General features: G+C 49.6%; 18 protein-coding genes. 13 read left to right on the plus strand and 5 right to left on the minus strand.

What is annotated here, in order from left to right; genetic code table 11:
• From BS639_RS05160 to BS639_RS05180, 5 genes are all read left to right on the plus strand, one after another.
• Window positions 1-428: winged helix-turn-helix domain-containing protein (locus tag BS639_RS05160; protein WP_233427623.1), on the plus strand; the 428-nt coding region annotated here is incomplete at its 5' end.
• A gap of 58 nt (window positions 429-486) precedes the next feature.
• A complete protein-coding gene (locus BS639_RS05165) occupies window positions 487-1,767 on the plus strand; it encodes an MASE1 domain-containing protein (protein WP_084982409.1) in 1,281 nt (426 codons plus the stop codon).
• A gap of 1 nt (window position 1,768) precedes the next feature.
• On the plus strand, window positions 1,769-2,398 hold the full coding sequence (locus BS639_RS05170; RefSeq protein WP_084982410.1) for a response regulator transcription factor: 630 nt from the start codon (window positions 1,769-1,771) through the stop codon (window positions 2,396-2,398).
• Entirely contained in the window at window positions 2,395-5,142 is a 2,748-nt protein-coding gene (locus BS639_RS05175) for an ATP-binding protein (protein ID WP_084982411.1), read from the plus strand. The genes BS639_RS05170 and BS639_RS05175 overlap by 4 nt, the downstream gene beginning before the upstream one ends.
• 124 nt (window positions 5,143-5,266) lie before the next feature.
• Complete coding sequence (locus BS639_RS05180) at window positions 5,267-5,518, plus strand: hypothetical protein (protein ID WP_072156510.1); 252 nt, start codon at window positions 5,267-5,269, stop codon at window positions 5,516-5,518.
• A gap of 18 nt (window positions 5,519-5,536) precedes the next feature.
• Here the strand turns inward: BS639_RS05180 and BS639_RS05185 are convergent, their stop codons facing one another.
• Both BS639_RS05185 and BS639_RS05190 read right to left on the minus strand, forming a co-directional pair.
• On the minus strand, window positions 5,537-6,718 hold the full coding sequence (locus tag BS639_RS05185) for an MFS transporter (protein ID WP_084982412.1): 1,182 nt from the start codon (window positions 6,716-6,718) through the stop codon (window positions 5,537-5,539).
• Complete coding sequence (locus tag BS639_RS05190; protein WP_084982413.1) at window positions 6,715-7,923, minus strand: serine hydrolase domain-containing protein; 1,209 nt, start codon at window positions 7,921-7,923, stop codon at window positions 6,715-6,717. The genes BS639_RS05185 and BS639_RS05190 overlap by 4 nt, the downstream gene beginning before the upstream one ends.
• Window positions 7,924-8,038: 115 nt before the next feature.
• Here BS639_RS05190 and BS639_RS05195 point away from each other — a divergent pair, with 115 nt between their 5' ends.
• Window positions 8,039-8,926, plus strand: a complete 888-nt coding sequence (locus BS639_RS05195) for a LysR family transcriptional regulator (RefSeq protein ID WP_055781353.1) — start codon at window positions 8,039-8,041, stop codon at window positions 8,924-8,926.
• Entirely contained in the window at window positions 8,923-10,338 is a 1,416-nt protein-coding gene (gene pdxR, locus BS639_RS05200) for a MocR-like pyridoxine biosynthesis transcription factor PdxR (protein WP_084982414.1), read from the plus strand. The genes BS639_RS05195 and pdxR overlap by 4 nt, the downstream gene beginning before the upstream one ends.
• A 73-nt stretch (window positions 10,339-10,411) precedes the next feature.
• On the opposite strand, the gene BS639_RS05205 is transcribed toward pdxR, so the two are convergent.
• Window positions 10,412-10,891, minus strand: coding sequence for a carboxymuconolactone decarboxylase family protein (locus BS639_RS05205; protein ID WP_055781346.1), 480 nt, complete (start codon window positions 10,889-10,891; stop codon window positions 10,412-10,414).
• A gap of 292 nt (window positions 10,892-11,183) precedes the next feature.
• On the opposite strand from BS639_RS05205, the gene BS639_RS05210 reads away from it, so the two are divergent.
• Together BS639_RS05210 and BS639_RS05215 are read left to right on the plus strand one after the other, a co-directional pair.
• Complete coding sequence (locus tag BS639_RS05210; protein ID WP_055781344.1) at window positions 11,184-12,647, plus strand: EmmdR/YeeO family multidrug/toxin efflux MATE transporter; 1,464 nt, start codon at window positions 11,184-11,186, stop codon at window positions 12,645-12,647.
• Window positions 12,640-13,086, plus strand: a complete 447-nt coding sequence (locus BS639_RS05215; protein WP_055781340.1) for a thiol-disulfide oxidoreductase DCC family protein — start codon at window positions 12,640-12,642, stop codon at window positions 13,084-13,086. The genes BS639_RS05210 and BS639_RS05215 overlap by 8 nt, the downstream gene beginning before the upstream one ends.
• A 74-nt stretch (window positions 13,087-13,160) precedes the next feature.
• Here BS639_RS05215 and BS639_RS05220 read toward each other — a convergent pair whose 3' ends face one another.
• A complete protein-coding gene (locus tag BS639_RS05220; protein ID WP_055781335.1) occupies window positions 13,161-13,592 on the minus strand; it encodes an OsmC family protein in 432 nt (143 codons plus the stop codon).
• 364 nt (window positions 13,593-13,956) lie between these two features.
• Between BS639_RS05220 and BS639_RS05225 the strand changes: the two genes are divergently transcribed.
• The 3 genes from BS639_RS05225 (at window position 13,957) to BS639_RS05235 (ending at window position 15,825) form a co-directional block, all read left to right on the plus strand.
• Window positions 13,957-14,703: a sulfite exporter TauE/SafE family protein gene (locus tag BS639_RS05225; RefSeq protein ID WP_055781331.1), complete on the plus strand. Its 747-nt coding sequence runs from the start codon at window positions 13,957-13,959 to the stop codon at window positions 14,701-14,703.
• Between the two features lie 26 nt (window positions 14,704-14,729).
• Window positions 14,730-15,443, plus strand: a complete 714-nt coding sequence (locus tag BS639_RS05230; RefSeq protein ID WP_055781326.1) for an ArsR/SmtB family transcription factor — start codon at window positions 14,730-14,732, stop codon at window positions 15,441-15,443.
• A gap of 88 nt (window positions 15,444-15,531) precedes the next feature.
• Window positions 15,532-15,825, plus strand: coding sequence for a SelT/SelW/SelH family protein (locus tag BS639_RS05235; RefSeq protein WP_055781323.1), 294 nt, complete (start codon window positions 15,532-15,534; stop codon window positions 15,823-15,825).
• Between the two features lie 24 nt (window positions 15,826-15,849).
• On the opposite strand, the gene BS639_RS05240 is transcribed toward BS639_RS05235, so the two are convergent.
• Complete coding sequence (locus tag BS639_RS05240) at window positions 15,850-16,767, minus strand: bestrophin family protein (protein WP_055781320.1); 918 nt, start codon at window positions 16,765-16,767, stop codon at window positions 15,850-15,852.
• 808 nt (window positions 16,768-17,575) lie between these two features.
• On the opposite strand from BS639_RS05240, the gene BS639_RS05245 reads away from it, so the two are divergent.
• On the plus strand, window positions 17,576-19,024 hold the full coding sequence (locus BS639_RS05245; RefSeq protein ID WP_084982415.1) for a sugar porter family MFS transporter: 1,449 nt from the start codon (window positions 17,576-17,578) through the stop codon (window positions 19,022-19,024).
• Window positions 19,025-19,391 lie beyond the last annotated feature (367 nt).

Consider the following 19,391-nt stretch of genomic DNA (forward strand, 5'->3'; position numbering starts at 1 on the left):
TTAACGAACCATTTGCCGATTCCGCTGCTATTACTTGCAAAGGAAATCAAATGAACATTAACAATAGAGTTTTTGAAGTCACAGAAAAACACAAAAGACTTATTATTTGCCTATTAAAAGGCATTACTCAAAAAAACGATATTATTAATGTTGTCTGGTATGAACAAGGCGGCATGGTCAGCGACAACAACTATCATCAACTTATCCATAAGTTTCGCAACCTGCTGTCTGAAAATAATCTGCCTAAAGCCATGTTAAGAACGATTCCACGACACGGCGCCATGCTTGACCTCACCTTGTTACCGGATATGCCCAGCAACGAATCGAGTCTGCCTGAGCATAGTGAAAAAAAAACCTTCAAATTCGCTACGTTAGGTGCAGGATTAATGACGAGTTTATCGCTGTTCGCCAGGTCGTTTTATCGATAAGGTTGTATACTCAAGATCTCGTGGTACTGTGACTCACGTTATTCTAAGAGTAAGTTAAATGATTAAATGGGCGTTTCCGCTGAAATGGTTACTGTTTTCATTAAGTTACTTATCTTTGGCTTTTATTTGCCTCGAAACGCGCGATAACGGCAGCCTATCCTCATCTATTTGGCTTCCTGCAGGACTTACTCTGGGTGTTTTATGCACCACCTCAGTATCTCGCTGGCCGATATGGCTGGTCAGCGCCGGAATTTTGCATGTCTTTGCCAGTTATCTCCACGACCGCCCGATGGATATCGCGCTGATTTTTGCCATCAATGATCTGATGATCCTTTGCTTTAACGCCATGATTTGGCAGAGCGCAATAAAGGGAAGCGCTAGCGTCAACAACCTGACTGCCATGACTATTTTTATCAGCATTGTGTTAGGTACGAGCGCGGTTGGAGGTATGATAAACGTCTATCTTCTCAGACTTTTGTCTTACCCCATTGTTTTCTCGCATTTCACCAGTTCCAGCATATCTAATGCCACTGGCTGCCTAGCAATGGCACCTCTCTTTGTGGTTAATCAACTCAGTCAACTTTCTGTAAACAAGCGGACCCATAGCCGAAGCCTGCTGTTGATGAGCAGTATTCTTATCTTGTCCGTTGCCATATTTTTACCCGAAAGCGACTTTGACCAAAGCGTTCCCGCTATCGAGTTTTCACTTTATTTATTGTTTGGCATGACATTACTTTCTTCATTATTTATTAATGAAAAAAGGCTTTCATTTCTCTATGTCGCGCTGGCGCTTATCATTAGCATCACGACTATTTATCATCGCGGCCCATTTTCTGCAGATTATTATGATAACGGCAGTGGAGTCACCGCCTCTCAACTTTATCTTTTAGCAATATTCATATCCGGGCTTCTGGTGCGCAGCGGCATTACCGATATCTACTTAGCAAAAAAACACAGCGACCAACAGTTGCTACTTGCCTATTCTGCAACGCCCACCCAGTTCCATTATCAATTTAAAATTAATGTTTCGCTGCAAAAAATCATCTGGAGCGATCCTGCCAGTCAGTTAATTAAATTCCCAGCTAACTTACTGGCGACACCGGCTCAACTATTAGGGCGAATGACCCCAGAAGACCGAATCATATTTTCCCCCTGGTTTGATGGTACAAATAAAACTACCGCAACACCTTTTTCACAATCACTTTCATTAGTGTTAACCGACTCGACATTCAGTGATACGCACATTGCTTTGTTATGCGACCACGACAATACTGCCAATATATATGTTAATGGGGTACTGATCGTTTATCAGAACAATCTAAGCCAAGCGGGCCGATAAAATGAAAACAGTATTGATAGCAGACGATCATCCGGTCTATCTACTCGGCCTTAAAACGTTGCTCGAAACGCAGTTTAGCCAAGACTTCTCCCTGAGTGGCATGGCCAGCAATGTCGATGAGCTGCTTAGTGCGCTTAAAAATTCTCAACCCGACCTGTTACTGACTGATTTCACCATGCCGGGAAATCAGCAATCCGATGGGCTGCACCTGATACAGTATTTAAGGCGCACCTATCCCACGCTACCTATAGTCGTGATAAGCGTTCTTTCTAATCAGGCTATTGTTAACGTTATGCTTAAAGCTGGGGTGATTGCGGTTATAAACAAGCAGAGCCTGGGCACAGAACTCAACGCGTGCCTCAAATCTTTGTCCATGGGCCTCGTCATACCACGCAATAGCCATCCTCAGATTGAAAAAAACCCTCAGTACCTCTCGGCCTATGGGCAACTTAGCCCAAAAGAAAGTGAGGTATTACGTCTATTAAATCAGGGTCAGACGGTGAACCAGATTGCCCAGATGCTGCATCGTTCAAAACAGACCATTAGTGGCCAAAAAAAGAGCGCCATGAACAAACTGAGCCTGTCAACGGATGCCGAGCTGTTTGAATATCTGCTTAAGATGGACCTGTGAGTCGGTTAACCGTCCTTTTCATTTTAACAATGCTGACCTGTGCCAACGCAGCGCAGGCGGCGTCGCTACGCGTTGGCATTGACAGCGTTGACGTGCGCTACAACGAAATAAATACCTCTATTCAAGATAATAATATTGAACCTGCGCTGCTAACCCTGTTAGAAAAACAGCTCAAGCAACAAGATTCAGTATTTAATGATTTTAAAATAATTCCGCTCAAAGACCACGGCAAACGGAACACTCTGCTGGCCGAAAAAGACCTTGATGCCGTATTTTCAGAAAGCGCCTTTGCAACTCTGCCTGGCAACTTGGTTGAAACCCTCCCTCTGTTTACGACTCACTGGCGTATGGTTTCACTCAGCGGCAGAATGGCGCAGGGGCTTGATTTCAGCAATCTTAACGACGTACGCGTCATTGTGGTTAGCGACGCGCCAATCGAGGCCTTAAAACAGCGTTATCCGCAGATCACTATCATCGTCAGCGCCTCTCTGGGAGATGCGGTCACACTCCTGAAAGCGGGTGCCGCTGATGGCGTATTTTGCCGAGAGCAGGCAGCCAATGTCCTCAGCGAAAACATATTCCCAGGACAGCTGCAGGTTTATCACCTTGATTCTCTAATAACTCGAACGCATCTGCTTACGCGCAACGACAACCCTGCCGCCCTGGCCGCGCTCAATCAGGCAATACAGCGGTTACCGCAGGAACAAGTGAACAACATCATCAGCCGTAACTTCACCGTGCAGACACTGATGAATATTGTGCCTCTGCTACAGCAAAATCATCGCAACTTTGATAATGCAGCAGTGATAGTGGCAGTGATCGCTTTATTTTTAATTGGCATTCTGTTTACTCAGATTTTACGGCGTAAAAAAGTCGAGCGGCGTCTAAAGGATGCGATAAAGTTTTGGGAAACCCTGCTCAACAGCCTGTCGACGCCGGTTATGGTTTCTAATTCTGCGGCCATTATTACTCACGTTAATCACGCGCTGTGTCGAAGTCTGCAGGTCGAGCCTGCAGCCGTTATTGGCAGTGCGGTTGAGCACTTTAATCAGCGTTTTTTTGCTAACCCTGCACTCGATACGGCAAGATTAGTGGAGGCAAGTCTCGCCACCGAAGCGCAGTTTTTTGAAGGCAGCTACCGTCAGCAAAACAGTCAGCACAGTATTGCTGGCTGGATAACGCCCTACAGCAACACTCATTTAGTACCACAGGGGCTGGTTATCGGCTGGTACGACATGACCGAGCGTATTCGACTTGAGGCTCAACTGGCGCAAGCGCTGGAAGAAGCCAACGCTTTCAGCCATGAAAAAAGTGAGTTTTTAGCCCGAATGAGCCACGAAATTCGCTCGCCGATGAACGTTATCATGGGCGTGCTTGAAATTGAAAATCAGCGCATCAATAATTCACAATCGCCCATCTCAGTGGCTTATAACGCCTCTCGCGGACTGCTAAGAATTATCGGCGACATTCTCGACTTGTCAAAAATAGAGGCGGGCGAAATGAAGCTGAAACTCGCGCCTGTTTCTCTTTATTCCCTGCTGGAAAACGCAGCGGATGCTTATCAGAATCTGGCAGAAAGAAAAGGGCTGCGGTTGGACAGCGATATAGAAAGCTGCTTCGGCCAAGATTACCTGCTGGACGAAGGCAAAATGGTTCAAATCCTTAATAATCTGCTCAGCAACGCGGTCAAATACACCCAGCAGGGGCACATAGCGCTTGCAATAAAGGTGATTGACCTTGGCGATAATACGCATCAGATCACACTTAGCGTCAGTGACAGTGGGATAGGTATTAAAGCATCACTGCTGCCGGGCATTATCAAACCCTACCGCCAAATATCCTCAGCGACGCCAGACAGCACCGGGCTTGGCCTAACTATTTGCCATCAATTGGTCACGCTTATGGGCGGTAAACTCGACATCACCTCACAGCAAAATCAAGGTTCGACGTTTACCGTTACCCTAGGTTGCCAATGTGTAGCATCGGCTACTGTCGCCACCACGCAGCCCGCCCCCATCACAGAAGGCGAGAGCTGTAGGCTGTGGATTATTGACGATTTGCCTGCCAATCTGCTGGTAATGAAACTGCAGCTTACCGCCTTGGGTCATCAGGTAACGACTTTCGACAGTGCACAAGAAGCACTCAAACACCTGCAGCAACCCGCGACTCGTCGACCCGATATGATCCTGACAGATTGCCAGATGCCGGGTATGTCAGGGTACGAATTCGCCACTCAGGTACGTCTTTTGGAAGGGGATAACACTGAGCATCTGCCCATCGTCGGGTGTACGGCGAACGCCTTTTCAGATGAGGAGACCAAGTGCATCAGCGCAGGGATGGACGGTCACTTAACCAAGCCTATGACCCAGTCAGATTTGAAAAATTGCCTGCATGAATTATTGTTTAATCGCCACATCAACCTAAGTGAAATCCTTACCCTGGCTTCAGATAAGCAACCGGTGATTATCAAGCTGATAGACGAACTGCAGAAAAGCAGTGCGGAAGATTTGATGCTGATTGAAAGCGCATGGAAAGAAAATGACCTTGAAACGATGAAAAGCAAAATTCATCGCCTCAAGGGCAATTTCGCCTTGACGCATTTTGAGGCAGGAAAACATCTCTGCCTGATGCTGGAAACGAAGCTAAACCATGCCGACAGTAATATCGCACTGCCCATGATGCAGCTTCATCATACCACTCGCCAGTTTATTGCCCTGCTGCATAAAATTTCGCCAGAAACATAAGTGCTGCGCCCCCGGCTGGGTTGATTAAATTTCGCCCTATCATGTTAATAGGTTGAAACCTGTGACGCCGAGAGCGAAAATAGCAGGGTTTGATTCATTCACTTTCACATTCGTTGTCGGACCTATGAGCGCAAGTAAACCACGCCGTCCGCATGGACGTTGGACCTATTACATCATGTATGAAGACATTCTGTGGCCCTGCCCGGTTCGTTGGGAGTGGGAAAACGGGTACGGCGGCTGGCTGCCTTTTTACTACTCGCCAACGCTGGAGTTTGTCGCGGGTGATCCGACCAAGGCCACCAAAGTTGCACCCGGTCGCGCCGCTGCCCCGAATAGAAGCAAACAACTCGCTTTTTTTGCAGCCCAGCACCGCTAACCGTCAGCCGCGTCATTATTAAACGGTTTCCGATTGGCGGGCCCCAGGCGTAAAGCCCGTTTTTCGGGCACTGAACGCAATCACTAGACCGATCGTCAGCAGCAGCAGCATCGCCCACGGAAATGCCCCCGCGCCCTGCGATTTCAACAATACTCCCCCCGCAATGCCTCCTCCGGCAATAGCCAAATTCCACGCCACCACAATCATCGATTGAGCAATGTCCGCACTGTCGCCTGCTGCATCGGCACAGGCGGTTTGCAGCAATGTGGCCGCGCCGCCAAAGGTTGCCCCCCAGGCAAAGATGGCGCAATAAAATACCGGTGCAATCTGTGCCACACTGCCAAAGGCCAGTGTGGTTAGTGCAAAAATCGCCAGGCTAAAAATCACACTCCTGCGCAGCCAGCGGTCAACCAGAAAACCGGTCAATCCAATGCCCAGCAGGGCGCTTAGACCAAACAACAGCAGGATACTGTCCGTCTGACCGGCAAGGCCGAGAGGCGTTAAAAAAGGCACAATATAGGTATAAAGAATGTTGTGCGCGGTTATCCAAGTAAAAATAACCATCAGCACCGGTCTCACGCCGGGCAGCAGCCACACCTGATACAGCGAGAGCTGCTTCTGACGCGCCTCTCCCGGAAAGTCTGGCACTTTGGCCAATATCCAGCCGATAAGCAGCAGCGTTAACACCGACATAATGCCAAATGCACTACGCCAGCCGACCCAAGAACCAATCCACGTACCAAGCGGCACGCCGAGTGACAGCGCCAGAGGTGTGCCAATCATCGCCAGCGTCATCGCCCTGCCCTGAAGTGCGGGCGCAACCATTCTGCGGGCATAGCCGGCGATCAGCCCCCAGGCCAATCCCGCTGAAGCGCCGGCAAAAAAGCGCGCCACCAGCGTAAGGGTGTAATCCGTTGAAAAGGTGGTCAGAGAATTAAACAGTAAAAAACCGATGGCCGAGCTCAACAGTGCACTGCGCCGCCGCCAACCGCGGGTCGCCACGGTCAGGGGAATAGCCGCCACCAGCGAGCCCAAGGCGTACAGCGTCACCATCTGACCGGCCATCGACGGCGAAACGTACAGGCCGTCGCTGATTTGCGGCAGCAGGCCCGCGGGCAATGTTTCCGTCATAATGGCGATAAACCCGGTCATCGCCAAAGCCAGCAGCCCTGATACTGGCAGTCGTGCGTCGCGGTTCATAAGTTATTCCCGCTAAAAAGGCTGGCATAGACGGCATCACGCAGGTCGCTGACAAACTGCCCAGACATTCCCTCATACAACGTATTGGTCAACGCCACCACCGTCAGTTCACGTTGGCGGTCGACAAACCACGAATGACCGTACGCCCCACCCCAGCGCCAAGTCCCTACCGACTCGGGCGACGCGGCCTCATCTGGGTCACGAAGTACCGAAAATCCCAGGCCGAAACCAAATCCCGGCGCGTTAGGCAGCAAGGCACCCGATGTTTGGTCACGCCCCATCTCATCAATGAGTGATGAAGAAATTATCGGCTCACCGCCCTGACGCAGCGCTTCAAAAAAACGCAGTAAATCAGGTGCGTTAGAGACCATTCCCGCACCGCCGGAGGGGAAAGCCTCGGCGTTCAGAATGCGATGCAATGAGTAAGGTATGCCAACGCTTTCTTCAAAGGGTGAAACGGATTCATTTTCTGCCAAAATGTGCGGCTGAGGATGGTCACTGACGTAAGGCGTCGCCAGACGCTCTGGCTGTAGGGTATAAAATCCACTGTCTTCCATGCGCAAAGGCTCAGTAACCAGACTTTTTACCGCCTGATCCAGGCGTAGGCCACACACCTGCTCAATAACCGCCCCCAGCACGTCAATGGCCAGCGAATAACACCAGGCGGTGCCTGGCGTATAAAGCAACGGCACGCTGGCCAATCGGCGTAAGTTTTCGCTCAGCGACTGTGTTGCATTATCCATGCCGTCAGAAACTCCGGCCTGCGCGTAAGGTCCCTGCGCATCACTTTCAAGAAAACGGTATCCCAGTCCAGCGGTGTGGCTCAGCAGTTGGCGCACGGTAATCGTCGCCGTTTCGCCGTTGGCCAAGGTCGGGCGAAAATCGGTCAGCAGCGCATCCACCGGACAATCGAGAAACAATCGTCCCTGACGAATAAGCGCCATTGCCGCCGCCGAGACAATCGGTTTGGACACCGATGCCAGGCGAAACAAGGTGTTCAGCGACATCGATTTCTGCGCTTCACGGTCGGCCCAACCGTCGGCGATTTGAAAGCAAATCTCCCCCCGATGGGCAACGATGACCACCGCGCCCACTAGGCGATTGTCAGCCAATGCCTGACCGATCACGCGATTAACGGCAGAAAACTGTTCATACTGACCTTTGTTGTCATGCGGATTTTTAACCCACGAAGCTGGCTGTACCATGTGATATTCCCTAAAAGATTACGTCGTGAACTCAAGATAGAACGCTTGGGAATGCGGAAAAAGTAGGGTAGATTTCTTTTATATACGGAATATTTTGTCCGTAATGGGAGATGAAATGGACAGCCTCAGCAGCCTTGGTGTATTTGTACAGGTCGCCGAAACCGGCAGTTTCGTTGCCGCAGGCGGCACATTGGGCGTGTCGGCATCAGCCGTCGGCAAAAGCATTTCACGCCTCGAAAACAAGCTTAACGTGCGGCTGTTTCACCGCAGTACGCGCAGCCTGACGCTGACCGCAGAGGGGCAGCTTTTTCTTGAGCGAAGCCGCAGGATACTGGCCGAATATGAAGCCGCCGAGCACGAGCTTAGCCTCGCGTCGCAGTATCCACGGGGTCGCCTGCGCATAAGCCTGCCGATGGTCGGCTCCTTAATGCTGCCAGTGCTGAGCGAGTTTATGTCCTGCTATCCCGACGTGGAGCTGGAGCTGAATTTCAGCGATAAAATGGTTGATGTGATTGAAGAAGGATTCGATGCGGTGATCCGTACCGGTGAAATGACGGATTCTCGCCTTAACCTGCGCAAGCTTGGTGATTACACTAAATTCGTTGTCGCCTCGCCCGCCTACCTCGCCAAACACGGCACTCCTCAGTCCCCCGAGCACTTGGCACAGCACAGTTGTCTGCACTATCGTTTTAGCCGCAGCGGAAAAATTGAACCCTGGCCGCTGGTGCACGAACGGCCGCTTGCTCTGCCACTTTCAATGGTTTGCAATAACCTTGAGGCGCAGGTTTACTTCGCCCAACAGGGCTTAGGAATAACCTGCCTGCCCGAATTTGCCGTGCGCGAGTCGCTTGCCAACGGTAAATTACAAAGCGTGCTCAACCCATTTGTCTCACACAGCGCCTCTTTCAATATCCTCTGGCCTTCGGGGGGTTGCATGACGCCGAGGCTGCGAGCTTTGATCGATTTTCTTTGTGAACACACCTTTGCGCGGAGAAAAGCATGAGGGCCACTGAAAGCAATCAATTAATGACTCTTGACCGGCTCAGTGATGAGCCGTTTTATCGTCAAATTTATCATCGCATCAGACGCTCAATTGCCGAAGCACTGTTAAAACCCGGCGACAGACTGCCCTCGGCGCGCCAGTTGGCGAAAGAGCTTGGGCTGGCGCGAGGGACTATCGAAGCTGCCTATTCTTTGTTGACCGCAGAAGGTTATATTCAGCCCCAAGGCCAAGCGGGCACACGCGTTGCCCCCAACATACCGCCGCAGTCTGCTCCAAAAAACATTGTCGTTGCCGCTCCTACTCACTACAGCGGTCTGCAACCGCCCGCTATTATGCCGTTGCAGATGGGACTGCCCGCGCTTGACGCGTTTCCACGAAAAATTTGGGCACGGCTGGGAGCGCGATATTTGCGCGCCATGCAGCCCAATGATATGAAGTATCCCGCTCACCTTGGCTTACCGGCATTGCGCAATGCGATTGCGGCTTATTTGCAGATGGCAAGAGGGATTCACTGTAACGGTTCGCAGGTGTTTATTACAGCGGGGTATCGAGGCACTCTACAGCTGATTTTACACACGCTGCTCAAACCCGACGATGAGGTCTGGGTAGAAGACCCCGGTTTTCCCTTAACCCGTGAACTGCTGAGAGGTGCCAATATAAAGCAGATTGCGGTGCCGGTTGATGCCGAAGGTATTGTGGTGTCAGAGGGACGGGAACGGGCGGAATATGCCCGCGCAGCCATCGTGACGCCGGCCCATCAAAGTCCATTATGCGTTTCGCTCTCACTGCCGAGGCGTCTCGCGCTGCTGGAGTGGGCTGCGCGCCAACAGGCGTGGATTATTGAAGACGATTACGATGGAGAGTATCGCTACGTCAGTCGTCCGCTTCCGGCGCTGAAAAGCCTCGATAATCAGGGCCGAGTTTTATACTGCGGCACCTTCAGCAAGGTGCTTTTTCCAGGGATTCGGCTAGCGTATCTGGTTGTACCCGAGCAGCAGGTCGAACACTTTGAGCGCACGAGTTTGAGTTTTTTTGAAGGGATGAGCGAAATGCCGCAGGCTATCGTCTGCGAAATGATGATGGAGGGGCATTTTTCGCGGCACATTCACCGCATGCGAAAACTCTATGCCGAACGGCGAGCCATGGCGGTGGCCGGGCTAAGTAAGATACTCGGCCACCATCTGACCATCGACCCACAGCCCGGCGGCATGCATTTGGTTCTTCGCCTACGCGCTCCGCATAACGACGCCAGAATTGCGGCCCGCATGCGCGAAAGTGGGCTTTATACCCACGCGCTGTCGAGCTGGAGCAGCAATAGTCAGGGTGAGCGCGGACTGCTTATTGGCTTTACCAATATTGAATCGCAGCACCAGGCCGAGAATATAGGCCGACAGATCCTGTCACTGCTGTGAGAAAAAAGGCTCGGCGCCCTATGCGTGGTTGCAGTAAGACGCCGTGATAAGACTGAGGTCGCGCTAGTCAAACTCAGTTAAGACCCGCCTTATCCAAGCCATAGGCCGCATCGGCCGATCCTGGCTTCATGCGAACGGCCACGTTTAGACGGTTCCAGCCGTTAATCGCCACCACCAGGAAGCTGAGGTCGGAAAGTTCCTCTTCTGAAAAATGGGTGCGCGCGCGGTCATAAATTTCGTCCGACACGCCTTGTGCAGAAAGCGTGGTCAACGCCTCGGTCCACTCCAGCGCTGCCCGTTCCCGTGGAGTAAACAGCGCTGACTCACGCCAGATAGCAATGTGGTGAACACGCAGCTCACGCTCGCCCATAATTTTGGCTTCTTTGACATGCATATCCAGACAAAAACCGCAGGCATTTATCTGTGAAGCGCGTACGGTGACCAATATTTTGAACTCCTTCACGACAGCGCTGTTGCCTACGGCAGTATTAAAATCGAGATATTTCTTGGCCAGTCCGGAAGAGAGCTGGAAATAATCTATACGCTGGTTCATTGAAAACCCTTTTCACTGTTGAATGATAGTTAATGCAATAGGCGACGCGGCCGCGGCCTCGCTGCCTGATGTCGACCATCATCGTGGAACTTGGCTCAGTGAAAAAGCACCAAGAACCGCCTTCTTAACTAGTCCATGATGGGATGATTTTCTGCGCTGTGGTTCGCCTGTTCAACCAGCTTGAAATAACGGTTTAATTTAAAAGATCTGATACAAAAAGACTTTGCATAATTGTTATTCTTTAATCATGCTTATTTAGTGAAATTCACTTTTTAATAAAGCTGGAACTATTTTGCAAAACCTTAGAGCCTCTGCGCTCAACGCTATCAAGCGTACCCCTTGGTATCCCAAGCGGCGTTCCTATCGGGTACTGTTTTGGCGAGAGATAACGCCGTTGGCCGTACCTATCTTCTTTGAAAATGCCTGTGTGCTGCTGATGGGGGTTTTAAGTACCTTTCTTGTCAGTTGGTTAGGCAAAGAAGCCATGGCTGGCGTTGGTCTGGCAGACAGCTTTAATATGGTGGTAATTTCGTTTTTTGCCGCTATCGATCTGGGTACTACGGTGGTGGTCGCCTTCAGCCTCGGCAAGCTGAATCACGAACGCGCACGCGATGCCGCCCGGCAGTCGCTTATTATCATGACTCTGTTTGCCATTATTCTGGCGCTTATCATCGAATTTTGCGGACAAAGTATTATTAATTTAATTGCCGGTAATGCGGCGCCGCAGGTAAAAGCCCTGGCGCTAAGTTATTTACGCGTCACGGTATGGAGCTATCCGGCAGCGGCCATTGCGCTCATTGGCTGCGGTGCACTGCGCGGAGCAGGTAATACAAAAATTCCGATGCTGATTAACGGCGGCATGAACATTCTCAACATAGTGATTACCACTGTACTGATTTACGGCTGCTTTTCTTGGAAAGGTCTCGGCTTTATCGGTGCGGGATTGGGCTTAACGATTTCACGCTATATTGGCGCCGCCGCGGTGCTGTACGTGCTGGCTATCGGCTTTAATCCCTCGTTAAAAATTTCGTTAAAAAGCTATTTTACCCGTATCAACACCAACATTTTGGTCGAAGTATTAGGCATTGGCATTCCGGCCAGCATTGAATCTGTACTGTTTAACGGCGGCAAACTGTTAACGCAAGTTTTTGTGGCCGGCATGGGTACCAACGTGATTGCCGGTAACTTCATCGCCTTCTCTATTGCGTCGTTAATCAACCTTCCGGGTAATGCACTCGGCTCCTCGGCTACGATTATTGTCGGCACGCGCCTGGGCAAAGGTGAGATAGGTCAGGCAGAGTTTCAGCTGCGCCACGTTTACTGGCTTTCGGCGATAGGCATTTGCTCGCTGGCACTGCTGTCGGTGCCGTTGGCGGGCATGCTCGCCTCGTTTTACACACGTGAAGAAGACGTCATCGACGTCGTGAAAATTTTAGTCTGGCTCAACGCGGCCTTCATTCCGTTCTGGGCCGCTTCTTGGGTATTACCTGCAGGATTAAAAGGTGCGCGCGATGCACGCTTCACCATGTGGGTGTCAATGCTCGGGATGTGGGGTTGCCGAATTGTGGCGGGTTATACCATGGGTGTGGTGCTCGGATTTGGCGTAGTCGGTGTGTGGTTAGGCATGTTCCTTGACTGGATCGTGCGCGGAGCATTCTTTTATTGGCGCATGGCCAGTGGTCGCTGGCTATGGAAGTATCCACGGCCGCAAAAAGACTTGCAGCCTGCTAAAGAGGAAGTGTCGGCCAATGGATAATCCAGCGCCTTATCTTCAGCCAGGTGAACGCGTGATTATCTATGATGGCGTTTGTCGGCTCTGCAACGGATGGGTCAACTTTCTGATTCGCCACGATAAAAAACACAGCGTAAGGATGGCACCGGTACAGTCAGAGGCGGGACGCGCGCTGTCGATTTGGGCCGGACTCTCACCCGAAAACGTCAATACTATTGTGTTGATTGACGGCGACCACGTTTATAAACGCTCAGAAGCCATATTTCGCGTCATGTCTTTTTTACCCTTTCCTTGGCGAGCGATGGCCGCGTTGCGTATTTTGCCGCTGCGTTTCAGAGATGCCTGCTACAACGGGATTGCGCTCAATCGCTACCGCTTATTTGGCCGTTATGACAGTGTAAAAAAGTTAGAAGCCGACCATAGTCAGAGATTTCTAAAAACGGGGGAAGAGGCTGGAGGATGACCACTGAAGTTTCAGCGGTCATCTGAGAAAACGCTATTGCGCACTGCGGGTCAAAATGAGTTGCCTAAAAAAATTTAATTATCTAACTCATATTTAAGGGTAATTTCAGCTTTAAGCAGTTTCGACACTGGGCAACCTTCTTTAGCCTTTTTGATGATGCTGTCGAATTTTTCTTCTGAAATCCCCGGCAATTTAACGTGACTCTCTAATGCGATGGCACTAATGGCAAAACCGCCGTCAACTTTATCAAGTGAAACTGTCGCTTTAGTATCAATGCCTTCAGGAGTGAAACCTTCTTCCCCCAGCATTAATGAAAGTGCCATCGAGAAACAGGCTGCGTGTGCAGCACCAATCAACTCTTCTGGGTTTGAACCGGCTTTTCCCTCAAAACGGGTATTGAAGCCGTAGGGCTGATCTTTCAGAGCACCACTCTCAGTACTAATGGTCCCTTTACCCTGCTTGATGTCGCCTTCCCAATGAGCCTGTCCATACTTTTTGATAGCCATAATTTCCTCTGCTCTGTTTAACACAGGGATAAGTATAGACGCTGATTAAGATACTGACAGGTGCTCCCCCTTCCGGCGCTTATCTCCGGCACTCGTTTAAAACGGCGTTAGCTCTGCAAGGGGGGGACTAAAAGTATATTAACATTTAAGATTTATCTGACGAAAGTAATTTTACGATTAATAATCATTATCATTTGAAAATTTACACAAGTGTTACTAAATATATCGTTCAGCAGACTCTTTAGACGATTGTCTACTGCTCGTTCAGTTTGCAATGTAGGCATATTTCGTTGGCTGACGAAGTATCCTCAATGCAGGGCGCGCAAGATGGCGGTATAACCAAGTCATTAGGAAATCTAAAACCATGAGTGAGTTCTCACCTGAAATATTGACAATGATTGCCGCCACCTTCTTGCTGGCCGGAACGGTCAAGGGCGTTACCGGCATGGGACTGCCGACGGTGGCAATGGGGCTGCTGGGTTCACTTATTTCACCGGCGACCGCGGCGGGACTGCTGCTTTTACCCTCACTCATCACCAATGTGCTTCAGCTTCGCGGCGCAACTGGCCTAACTCGACTCTGTGTCCGACTGTGGCCGATGATGACAATGATTGTTGTAGGCACTTTGCTCGGCAGTGGGTGGCTGGCGACAGGCAGTAATCATCACACCACCTTGGCGCTGGGCATAGCTTTAGGGGTTTATGCGGTCTGGACGCTGCTGGCCAGCCCCCTTTACGTTAGTAAACGGCTAGAAGTGTGGCTGTCACCGCTGATGGGTTTGGCAACCGGCCTGCTTACCGGAGGAACAGGCGTCTTTGTTATCCCCGCGGTCCCTTGGCTACAGTCGCTGGGGCTGGAAAAAGACGCGTTAGTGCAGGCGCTAGGCCTCTCTTTTACCGTCTCGACCTTTGCGCTAGCCGCAGGTTTAGGCTGGCACGGTGCATTGCATATCGAAGCTTTTGGCACGTCGGCACTCGCGGTTTTCCCTGCTATGCTCGGCATGATCGGTGGACAAAAGCTGCGCAAAAAAATCAGCCCGCAGGCGTTTAAGCGCGGTTTTCTTGTTTGCCTGCTGCTGCTGGGCATTGAAATGATTTGGCGTTCGCTGTAAAAAATCTCATCAACCTGGAGAAATGTATGCCCGTCAATCAGGCTCCCACGGCAGTTTCAGATACCCATCCCGAGGACCGTTTGGCAGCAACCGCGGCCGCGATGGCGGATAAATCTCGCGCCCGCATGCTGTGTGCACTAATGGACGGACGTGCCTATACCGCCACCGAACTCAGCGCCGTGGCAGATATTTCAGCCTCCACCGCCAGCGCTCATCTCACCCGCCTGAGTGACGAGGGATTTATCAACTGCCTGTCTCAGGGGCGGCATCGTTATTATCGTTTGGCCGGTCATGACGTTGCCGAACTGCTGGAATTAATGATGGGGATGTCCTGGAGGGCACAGCCGCGTCCACCGGTGACAACGCCGATTCATCTTCGGCAGGCGCGAACCTGTTATGACCATCTGGCGGGTGAGATTGCCGTTGAGGTGTACCAGTTTATGCAGGCAAAGCAGTGGATCTCTGGCGACGGCGACACACTGACTGCGTTGGGGCAGCGTCAGCTAGAGGCACTTGGCCTCGTTTTCCTCCCGACGACTTCGCGCCGAAAATTCTGCTGTCCCTGCCTGGACTGGAGCGAGCGACGCTATCATCTTGGCGGCCAGCTCGGCGCTGCGCTGCTTACCCTATTTGAAAATAAGGGCTGGATAACCCGACACCTCGACAGCCGCAGCTTGGATTTCACCGACCCAGGCCAAAAAGGGCTGCATAAGGTTTTTGGTATCGTCAGGCATGCCTAACGATCGGTCTGTGAGATTTAAAAAGTTTCAGTTATCTTTGCCGCACAACTGATGTGTTGAAACTCACTAAAAATCAAAGGTTCAGAGAATGGAAAAGCGCCCCGCCGTCACTATCAAATATTGCTCTCAATGCAACTGGCTGTTGCGCGCCGCGTGGATGGCACAGGAACTACTTAACTCTTTCAGCACTGACCTCGGGTCGGTGACGCTGGTTCCCGGCACCGGCGGTATTTATGAAATTATCCTCGATGAGCATCTTATTTGGGAACGAAAAAGAGACGGAGGCTTTCCCGATGCCGCACAGATTAAACAAAGAGTCCGTGATATTTGCTTTCCCGAGCGTTCTTTAGGCCACGTTGACGGCAAAAAGATTGATAAATAAGCCTTTCACTCGCTCATTGAGTGATTAATTAAGCTGGAACTGTTTATCCGGCAGCAGCTTTTGCGGCACGTTGCTTTCGTTGTTCATCTCACGAAGATTGATTTCGATGGCGTTACACATCGCGTTCAACGGCAAGTCATTGGGCGCGGTGCCAAAGGGGTCTTCCAACTCTTCAGCTAGAGCATCAAGAGAAATAAAGGTGTAGGAAATAAACACCGAGACGAGAGGTGTCATGTAGTGCAGGTCAGGTACCAGCGCAAAAGGCAGCAATGTACAAAACAGATAAACCGTACGATGCACGATCAGGCGATAGGCAAAGGGGATCGGCGTATTAGAAATTCGCTCACACCCCGCCAGCACCGCCGAAAGCTGATTTACATTCTGATCGATACTATGAAAAAGAATATCCGAAACATCCCCTTCCTGACGTCTTTTCCCCAACCATTGCCCAATTAACAACAAGATTTGATTACAGGGTGACGCGCTGTTGGCGATCGTTTGCGTGTCGTGTTCCGCCAGCAGGCGGGCTAAATCCTCATCCATCGGCGTTTTGCGTAGCTGATGTTTCAGACAGTAGCTAAACGCCATCAGCAGTGCGGCAAGCTCTTGCGCCAATTCGGGTCGCTGAGGAAGAATACTTTTTACTTGCCGTAGCAGTGAGCGGTTAACAATGAGTAAATTTCCCCACATCATGCGCGCCTCAGTGAAACGGGCATAGCTCACGCTGTTGCGAAAGCCGAGGAAGATAGCAATTGCCACGCCGAGCAGGCTAAAAGGCGCCAAGGTGAGTTTAACACCTAGGGCTTCGTACCACTGAAAACACAGAATGGCGACAACGGACATCGCCAGATTGAGGCTCAGACGAAATAATATTTCCGACAGCACCGAGCCGTGCCAAACAAAAAGTCTTCGAAACCAATGTTGGTGGGGTCTGACAATCATAAAAGCGGAGTGACTTTAAAGGGGGTTAAGCCTTTGTTATAGCAGATTCATTTGATGAATATCAATGCTGAAAATAAGCGCCTTAATCTCTTAATCAGATTTTACTCAGTTCTTAGAAGATCTGATTAATGTCGTAGAAGTCTTATTTTAAGGTCAAAATAATAGCTCATGCTCATACAGAGGGATAAATTATGCCTTACAGCAGTTAACTCAATAAGTTAAGTGGAATTTAATATGTCCTTCAAAGGTAAAGTTTGGCTCGCATTATTCGTTTCAATGGTTTCATTTTGGAGCGTAGTAGGTTACGCCGGTTATACATTGCTGACGCTTTAGCATCTAAATATTCACCCTCAAACTACGAAAATATTTCACAAAACAATCAGTGTAACGATCAAAAAATACTCAAATCCCGTCGGTGACCTTTTCTACCCGACGAGTAACAGCAGTATTCGATACAACGTCTTAATAGCCCTCCTTTCTCGCCCAGCTCATTTCAGTCCTGTTTCCCGTAATGTCCGTTTTTAACCCGTTTTTAAAAAAAAACCTCGACCCGATCACATAAATTTGTGTGAAACATCAGCCAACCCTATAAAATTAAATTTAAATCATCAACTTAGATAAAATCATAAGTAATTTAACCTATTTTTTAAATTGTAGCCCCCCTCACATTAATGAAATTAATAATTCATTAGCATTAATTTGCGAATATTTATTTCAATATAAATTCAAATAGAACATTTCATCAACCTATAGAAAACCTTTCACGTATCAGATAGTTAAATCGAATAGGTGAAAAGGGAGGGTAAAAATGGCTACAAATAAGACTCATTATAACCTTGTCTACCTGGTGCTCTGTTGCACCGTCGCCGCGTTTGGTGGCCTGTTAATGGGTTACGACAGTTCAATCATTTCAGGGGCGATTGAACCGTTAAGTGCATACTTCCAACTTACACCGGCGGAAACTGGCTGGGCAGTCTCCTGTATTCAGGTATCAAGCCTGCTCGGTTGCCTGTTAGCGCCAAAAATTAGCGATCGTTTCGGCAGAAAACGCTCTCTGTGCGTCACGGCAATTATTTTCGCCGTTTCTATTATCGGCACCGCACTGGCGCATAATTTCACCGCCTTTATACTCTTTAGACTGATTGGTGGCTTGGCGATAGGCTTGGCCTGCGTTATTTCCCCTATCTATCTGGCAGAGCTTTCGCCGTCCCGCTACCGTGGCAGAACTACCGCTCTCTACTCCATTTGCTGCGTTGGCGGACAAAGTGTCGTGATGCTGACTAACTTCTTTATCAGTAAATCAATGACATCTGACGTTTTAGTCGATACTGGCTGGCGTTATATTCTCTCTTCAGCGCTGGTTCCCTGCGTGGCATTATTGGTGTTCATCGCGTTTATCCCCGAGTCACCGCGCTGGAGTGTATTCCGCGGGCGCGATAAAGAGGCGCTCACAACGTTGGGTAAAATCTCTAATCCTGAACATGCAAAAACAGTGTTCAGCGAGATACGAGAATCGATTACAACCGACACCAGCAACAACGGCAAAACGAAGTTCAAGCTCAATAAAAAAACCATCCCACTGTTAATCATCGGCATTGGGCTGGCCGTGGGTAACCAGTTAAGTGGCGTCAATGTGATTCAATATTTCGGCCCTACGCTGATGAAAAACATCACTACCGATAACGACACCGCGATGTTCTTGGCCTTTGTTCTGGCATTTGCGCAGTTCCTAGGCGTGGTGGTCGGCATGATGCTGCTGGATAAAATCGGACGTCGCAGGCTGTTGCTTTGGGGCGCACTGGCGTCAACAGTCTGCCTTGCCTACTCCTTTGCAGCGTTTTATCTGCGCTTTCCCGGCGTGTTTTCCGTACTGGGTCTCTTTACCTTTATGTTCCTGTTTGGGATCACTTGGGGTCAGGTTATCTGGACCGTACTGGGAGAAATCTTCCCAATGGAAATTCGCTCCATCTGTGTCGGTATTTCAGTATGTTCACTGTCCGTTGCCAACTTTGCCGTCAGCACCACTTTCCCTATCATGAACAGTAACCCTTATCTGCAGGAAGTGTTCCACGGAGGGTTCCCTCTTCTGCTGTTCTCCGGATTCTCACTGCTGATGTTCGTGTTTACCTACCGCTTCGTTCCTGAAACGGCCAATGTACCCTTGGAGAGAATTGAAGCCATTGCACTGAGGCAATTTTACGGTCGAGATATCCATGAAGATGTCGAGCCAGTAAACGCGACATCATCGGTCATCTAGGCAACGTCATAAAAAACTTCTCTGCTAACGCGCTATCTACAACAGTGCTTGACTCGATGGCCTGAACTTTGTCCCGCACAAATTCAGGCCTCTTCTTATTTGAGTCCATTATTTAAAGATAAATAGTGTGGCGCAGATCAAAAATGGAGTAAAAAATCCAAAAAGGGTTTTTCGTTTCATTTTTAATGAAAATTAAAAAATAAAAATAAAACCATTCAATATCAATCATATAAATTAAAATACAGGCTGACAAATAAGACTATAATTAAGTATCTGTGAGCATTGTCATAAAAATAATGCGTTAAATAATTTCATTTTAATTGAAAATGAAATTATTAATCCTTAATATGCTTTAAAGGCCATTCAG

This window comes from Rouxiella silvae (genome assembly GCF_002093625.1).
Lineage (GTDB): Bacteria > Pseudomonadota > Gammaproteobacteria > Enterobacterales > Enterobacteriaceae > Rouxiella > Rouxiella silvae.

Bases quoted from the DNA above. Each gene is read 5' to 3' on its own strand.
- BS639_RS05185 (WP_084982412.1), bottom strand. From the start codon at position 6,718: ATGAACCGCGACGCACGACTGCCAGTATCAGGGCTGCTGGCTTTGGCG.
- pdxR (WP_084982414.1), top strand. From the start codon at position 8,923: ATGAGGGCCACTGAAAGCAATCAATTAATGACTCTTGACCGGCTCAGT.
- BS639_RS05190 (WP_084982413.1), bottom strand. From the start codon at position 7,923: ATGGTACAGCCAGCTTCGTGGGTTAAAAATCCGCATGACAACAAAGGT.
- BS639_RS05165 (WP_084982409.1), top strand. From the start codon at position 487: ATGATTAAATGGGCGTTTCCGCTGAAATGGTTACTGTTTTCATTAAGT.
- BS639_RS05215 (WP_055781340.1), top strand. From the start codon at position 12,640: ATGGATAATCCAGCGCCTTATCTTCAGCCAGGTGAACGCGTGATTATC.
- BS639_RS05205 (WP_055781346.1), bottom strand. From the start codon at position 10,891: ATGAACCAGCGTATAGATTATTTCCAGCTCTCTTCCGGACTGGCCAAG.
- BS639_RS05195 (WP_055781353.1), top strand. From the start codon at position 8,039: ATGGACAGCCTCAGCAGCCTTGGTGTATTTGTACAGGTCGCCGAAACC.
- BS639_RS05245 (WP_084982415.1), top strand. From the start codon at position 17,576: ATGGCTACAAATAAGACTCATTATAACCTTGTCTACCTGGTGCTCTGT.
- BS639_RS05180 (WP_072156510.1), top strand. From the start codon at position 5,267: ATGAGCGCAAGTAAACCACGCCGTCCGCATGGACGTTGGACCTATTAC.
- BS639_RS05220 (WP_055781335.1), bottom strand. From the start codon at position 13,592: ATGGCTATCAAAAAGTATGGACAGGCTCATTGGGAAGGCGACATCAAG.
- BS639_RS05235 (WP_055781323.1), top strand. From the start codon at position 15,532: ATGGAAAAGCGCCCCGCCGTCACTATCAAATATTGCTCTCAATGCAAC.
- BS639_RS05230 (WP_055781326.1), top strand. From the start codon at position 14,730: ATGCCCGTCAATCAGGCTCCCACGGCAGTTTCAGATACCCATCCCGAG.
- BS639_RS05225 (WP_055781331.1), top strand. From the start codon at position 13,957: ATGAGTGAGTTCTCACCTGAAATATTGACAATGATTGCCGCCACCTTC.
- BS639_RS05170 (WP_084982410.1), top strand. From the start codon at position 1,769: ATGAAAACAGTATTGATAGCAGACGATCATCCGGTCTATCTACTCGGC.
- BS639_RS05240 (WP_055781320.1), bottom strand. From the start codon at position 16,767: ATGATTGTCAGACCCCACCAACATTGGTTTCGAAGACTTTTTGTTTGG.